Below are 5,527 nucleotides of genomic sequence, written 5' to 3'. Positions count from 1 at the left end.
GGGGGGGCCTCGCGGCTGTGCGGGCCGCCAGGCGCGTGGCGGTGATGGCGCCCCAAGGATGCCCCGCCCCCGCGGTTGAAGGTTGCCCTGCCCCGTGCACCCTGATGCCGAGGAGGGGCCGGTGTGATAATTGCGGCCCAAGGTCCGTCGGCAGCTGCCGACGGAAATGGCATCAAGGTCCGGAGTGACGATGGACGAGAATCGCAAGAAGGCGCTGGCCGCGGCGCTGAGCCAGATCGAGAAGCAGTTCGGCAAGGGCTCCGTGATGCGCATGGGCGACGCCGGCGCCATCCCGAATATCGAGGCCGTCTCCACAGGCTCGCTGGGCCTCGACGTGGCCCTCGGCATCGGTGGACTGCCGCGCGGTCGCGTTATCGAGATCTACGGCCCGGAGTCCTCGGGCAAGACGACGCTCTCGCTGCACGCCGTGGCCGAGGCGCAAAAGGCGGGTGGCACCGCCGCCTTTGTGGACGCTGAGCACGCGCTGGACCCAGTGTATGCCGAGAAGCTCGGTGTCAACATGGACGAGCTGCTGGTCTCACAGCCCGACACCGGCGAGCAGGCGCTGGAGATCACCGACATGCTGGTGCGCTCCGGCGCCGTGGACCTAGTGGTGGTGGACTCCGTGGCCGCCCTCACGCCCAAGGCCGAGATCGAGGGCGAGATGGGCGACAGCCACGTCGGCCTGCAGGCCCGGCTCATGTCCCAGGCGCTGCGCAAGCTCACGGCCAATATCAAGCGCTCCAACGCCATCGTCATCTTCATCAACCAGATCCGCATGAAGATCGGCGTGATGTTCGGCTCGCCCGAGACCACCACCGGCGGCAACGCGCTCAAGTTCTACGCTTCCGTCCGGCTCGACATCCGCCGCACCGGCGCTATCAAGAAGGGCGACGAGGTCATCGGCAACGAGACCAAGGTCAAGGTGGTCAAGAACAAGGTCGCACCGCCCTTCAAGCAGGTGATGTTCGACATCCTCTACGGCGAGGGCGTCTCCCGCCACGGCGAGATCATCGACATTGGCGTGCAGCAGGGCATCATCGAGAAATCCGGCGCCTGGTACAGCTACGACGGCAACCGCATAGGTCAGGGCAAGGACAACGTCCGCGGCTTCTTGAAAGAGAATCCGGACATGGCCGACGCCATCGAAATCAAGATCCGCGAGGCATTGCTGCCGCCCACGCGCAGCACCCCGCCGGCGGCCGAGCCCGACGGCATCGGCGCCGCCGCGTCCGAAGCCTGAGGCGGCGGCCACGCCTGCGCATGCAGCCACATCCAGTGCGCCGCCGCTCTCCCTCGGGCGAGCAGGCGCAGCCGCAATGATCGCACTCAGTCGCGTTGCCGGACCCGCACCACAATACCGACGCCGCGCCCAGCCCCAGTGGGGGCTCCGGACCCGCACCCAAACCCGCAGAGGCGGCCGAGATTCGCAGTCGCGCGCTCAAACTACTCACCACGCGTGAGCACTCGCGCTACGAGCTCTGGCGCAAGCTTCACCGCCGCGGCTATCCCGCCGAGGACGTCAACGCGGTGCTGGATCAACTGGCCGCCGAGGGGCTGCTGAGCGAGGAGCGCATGCTCGCCGCCTACGTCGCCGAGCGCCTGGAGAAGGGCTTCGGCCCGCTGCGTATCCGCGCAGAGCTGCAAGCCAAGGGCCTTCCCGACAGCGCCATCGACCCGCACCTAGACCTACAGGATGGTCAATGTCTCGCGCTGATAGCTCGCGTGGATGCCGCTAAGTTCGGTGAGGGGCCCCCAAATGACCGCCAAACACTGGCAAAACGGGCGCGATTCCTGGAATATCGGGGCTTTCCGGCCCGCCTCATCGCCCGTGCGCTGAAACTCGCCTGAAGCTCGCGTCAAGCTCGATTAACCCTCTGGCAAAACACATCGTCCCCCAGCGGCCGGCCGCTCTGTCAGGCCGGCAGCGCAGCACCCGCCCGATCCCCGAACACCCCGAGTCGTTCCCATGAAACGCAGTGCCGAGCTCCGATCCGCCTTTCTCGACTACTTCGCAGAGCGCGGACACACCGTCGTCGACAGCAGCCCGCTGGTGCCGGGCAACGACCCGACGCTGCTCTTTACTAACGCCGGCATGGTGCAGTTCAAGGACGTTTTTCTCGGCCGCGAGAAGCGCCCCTACACCCGCGCCGCAAGCTCCCAACGCTGCGTGCGCGCTGGCGGCAAGCACAACGACCTCGAGAACGTCGGCTACACCGCCCGGCATCACACCTTCTTCGAGATGCTTGGCAACTTCAGCTTTGGCGACTACTTCAAACGCGAGGCCATCGGCTTCGCCTGGGAGCTCCTCACCGAAGTGCTTGGCCTGCCGCCCGAGAAGCTTTGGGTCACCGTCTACACCGACGACGACGAGGCAGCATCCATCTGGCTTGATGAGGTCGGCGTCGACCCCGCGCGTTTCTCCCGTTGCGGTGAGAAAGACAACTTCTGGTCCATGGGCGAGACCGGCCCCTGCGGCCCCTGCTCCGAGATCTTCTACGACCACGGCCCAGAGGTCCCGGGTGGACCGCCCGGCTCCCCCGACGAGGACGGCGACCGCTATGTCGAGATCTGGAATCTCGTCTTCATGCAGTACGACCGTGACGCCGCAGGCAAGCTCTCGCCTCTGCCGCGGCCGTCCGTGGACACGGGCATGGGCCTTGAGCGCCTCGCCGCCGTCATGCAGGGCGTGCACAGCAACTACGACATCGACCTCTTCCAGACACTGATCCGCGCCGCTGCCCACGTCACCGGCTGTACGGACCTCGCGGCCAAGTCCCTGCGCGTCATCGCCGACCACATCCGCTCCGCCGCCTTCCTGGTGGTGGACGGCGTCACCCCAGGCAACGAGGGACGCGGTTATGTGCACCGGCGCATCATCCGCCGCGCCATCCGCCACGGCTACCAGCTCGGCTGCAGCGAGCCCTTTTTCTACAAGCTGGTAGCACCGCTGGTGACCGAGATGGGCGAGGCCTATCCGGAGCTCGCCGCCAAGCAGGCCCATGTGGAGCAGGTGCTGCGCACCGAAGAAGAGCGCTTCGCCGACACCCTCGACCAGGGCCTCAAGATCTTCGAAGAGATCGTCGCGGAGCTCGACAGCAGCACCCTGCCTGGTGAGGCCGTCTTCCGCCTCTACGACACCTATGGCTTCCCCGCAGACCTCACCGCCGACATCGCCCGCGAGCGTGGCCTGAGCGTGGATCTTGCGGGCTTCGAGCGCGAGATGACCAAGCAGAAGCAACGTGCCCGCGCTGCGAGCCAGTTCGGCGCCGGGACCCAGGTCACCATCGAGCTGGAAGGCGAGACCGACTTCACCGGCTACGAAGACATTCTCGACGAAGGTACCGTGGTGGGTCTCTATCGCGACGGTGAAGAGCGCGAGCGCCTGGTCCCCGGGGAGTCCGGGCTTGTGGTGCTGGACGTGACCCCCTTCTACGCCGAGGCCGGCGGCCAAGTGGGCGACCGCGGCGATCTCACCACCGAGGGCGGCGCCCGCTTTGCCGTGGACGATACCCAAAAGCACGGCGACGGCATCATCTGCCACCTCGGCCACATAACCGACGGCGAGCTGCAGGTGGGCGACCGCGTCACCGCCCGCGTAGACGGCGAGCGCCGCCGCGCCACCGCGCTGCATCACTCCGCCACACATCTGCTGCACGCTGCTCTGCGCGCCGTGCTCGGCGACCACGTGCAGCAGCGCGGCTCCCTGGTGGGTCCGGATCGGCTCCGTTTCGACTTCACCCACTTCGAGCCCGTCACGCAAGCGCAGCTCCAGGCCATCGAGCGGCTGGTGAACCGCGAGATCCGCGAGAACCACACCGTCGAGACCCGCATCATGGGGCTGGACGATGCGAAGGCCTCCGGCGCGATAGCCCTTTTCGGTGAGAAGTACGGCGAGCAGGTGCGGGTGCTGCGCATGGGCGACTTCTCCACCGAGCTCTGCGGCGGCACCCATGTGCGCGCCGTGGGCGACATCGGGCTGTTCAAAATCACCGGCGAGAGCGGCATCAGCTCCGGCGTGCGTCGCATCGAGGCCGTCGCCGGCGAGCGGGCGCTGGACTGGATCGCCGACGAAGAGGCCCGCCTCCAGCGCATCGCCGCCCTGGTGAAGGGCGCCGCGGCCGACGCCGACGAGCGCGTGGCCCAGCTCGTGGAGCGATCACGCAAGCTGGAGAAGGAGCTGGAGCAGCTCAAGGCCAAGCTCGCCAGCAGTGCCGGCAATGACCTTGCAGATCAAACCGTCGAGGTGGACGGTGTCAAAGTGCTGGCGGCACGGCTCGACGGCGCAGACCCCAAGTCCCTGCGGGACACCATGGACCAGCTCAAGAACAAGGTCGGCTCCGGCGTCGTCCTGCTCGCCACCGAGAGCGACGGCAAGGTCAGCCTCATCGCCGGGGTTACCAAAGACCTCACCGATCGCTTCAAAGCCGGCGACCTGGTCAAGGCGGCCGCCGAAAAGGTCGGCGGCCGTGGCGGCGGCCGCCCAGACATGGCCCAGGCCGGCGGCAGCGACCCGGCCGGTATCCCCGCTGCCCTCGAACTGGTGGGGGACTGGGTGCGGTCACGAGCGGCGAGTGTTCAGTGATGTCGACACTTGCGTGACGAGCGGCGAGGGTGCGCATAGGAGATTGTATGCAGCCATCCCGTTTTGACCTACTGCTCGCCGCGGGTTATCATAGTACAGATATGGCTACGTAGCTCAGTTGGTTAGAGCGCGGCACTCATAATGCCGATGTCGGTGGTTCGAGTCCACCCGTAGCCACCATAAGAAGCCGCTGCCATTAAAGGCGTCCGCACGACCAGCCGCTCGCGAAGCGGCCGTTGTCGCTCTACCGCCTATCTCCGCCTCACATCATCAGCACGACGAGCAGCAGCGCTGCCTGTTTTCATCTGTCGTCCAACCGGTCGTGGACAATTCGATGCGCGCACGGCGCCCACGCTAGCTGCCGTTAACCGAATGCCTCCAGTGCAGCCGCCAATTCCGGGTGCTGCTCGGCATGCTTCTCCACCGACACCCCACCGGCAATCGCTTCCCATGCCTGCCGCAGGCTGGCAGCACCGCCTGCAGGTCCATGTGGGTGGCTGAAGACGCCGCGGCCTGGCACAAAGCCGAAGTCGGGGCTGGCAATCTTGTCGTGAACGCCCTGCAGCGTTGCCGCCGAGTCGCTGCCGCCAGGCACCGGGAGCGCCGGCTTGATCGGGCCCATGGGGTCGGTACAGGCGGCGATGCACTCCAACACCTCGTCCTCGGCGGTCATCATGCGCGGGCCGAAGCCGGGCATGATGATGACGTCGAAGCCGGCCAGGCGCTGCAGCTTCGTCATGACACGAGTGTGCACGCCGTGTGCCGGCAGCCGGCTCATCGCCGCGATGAATGGGAAGTGGGCGATCAGCGGCACCGTCGCATGCCGCCGCCGCCTGCGCCCCCCCCTCCGGCCCACCGGCAGCCCATTGAACCAGCCCCCTCTGGCGCCGGTCGCACCGGCAACGTCGGGCAACGGGCACCACCAGTCCACCCCGGCGCAAA

4 protein-coding genes and 1 tRNA gene are annotated in these 5,527 nt (G+C 67.0%); 4 read left to right on the top strand and 1 reads right to left on the bottom strand.

Annotated elements, in window-relative coordinates; all coding sequences use genetic code 11:
• Nucleotides 1-190: 190 nt before the first annotated feature.
• The 4 genes from recA to I6U14_RS05635 all read left to right on the top strand — a co-directional run bounded on the left by recA (nt 191) and on the right by I6U14_RS05635 (nt 4,765).
• Nucleotides 191-1,243, top strand: coding sequence for a recombinase RecA (gene recA / locus I6U14_RS05650; protein ID WP_296897591.1), 1,053 nt, complete (start codon nt 191-193; stop codon nt 1,241-1,243).
• Between the two features lie 95 nt (nt 1,244-1,338).
• Entirely contained in the window at nt 1,339-1,851 is a 513-nt protein-coding gene (locus I6U14_RS05645) for a regulatory protein RecX (RefSeq protein ID WP_296897590.1), read from the top strand.
• Between the two features lie 118 nt (nt 1,852-1,969).
• Nucleotides 1,970-4,585, top strand: coding sequence for an alanine--tRNA ligase (gene alaS, locus I6U14_RS05640; RefSeq protein ID WP_296897588.1), 2,616 nt, complete (start codon nt 1,970-1,972; stop codon nt 4,583-4,585).
• A gap of 103 nt (nt 4,586-4,688) precedes the next feature.
• Nucleotides 4,689-4,765, top strand: a tRNA-Met gene (locus I6U14_RS05635).
• A 184-nt stretch (nt 4,766-4,949) separates the two neighbouring features.
• Here I6U14_RS05635 and I6U14_RS05630 read toward each other — a convergent pair.
• Nucleotides 4,950-5,527, bottom strand: a 578-nt coding sequence (locus tag I6U14_RS05630; RefSeq protein ID WP_296897586.1) for a RuBisCO large subunit C-terminal-like domain-containing protein, incomplete at its 5' end; no start/stop codon positions are given.

It is taken from the genome of Thiohalocapsa sp. (genome assembly GCF_019695415.1).
GTDB lineage: Bacteria > Pseudomonadota > Gammaproteobacteria > Chromatiales > Chromatiaceae > Thiohalocapsa.
The sequence above is the reverse complement of the archived record's forward strand: the minus strand, read 5'-3'. Positions and strand labels throughout refer to the sequence as shown.

Bases quoted from the DNA above. Each gene is read 5' to 3' on its own strand.
- recA (WP_296897591.1), top strand. From the start codon at position 191: ATGGACGAGAATCGCAAGAAGGCGCTGGCCGCGGCGCTGAGCCAGATC.
- alaS (WP_296897588.1), top strand. From the start codon at position 1,970: ATGAAACGCAGTGCCGAGCTCCGATCCGCCTTTCTCGACTACTTCGCA.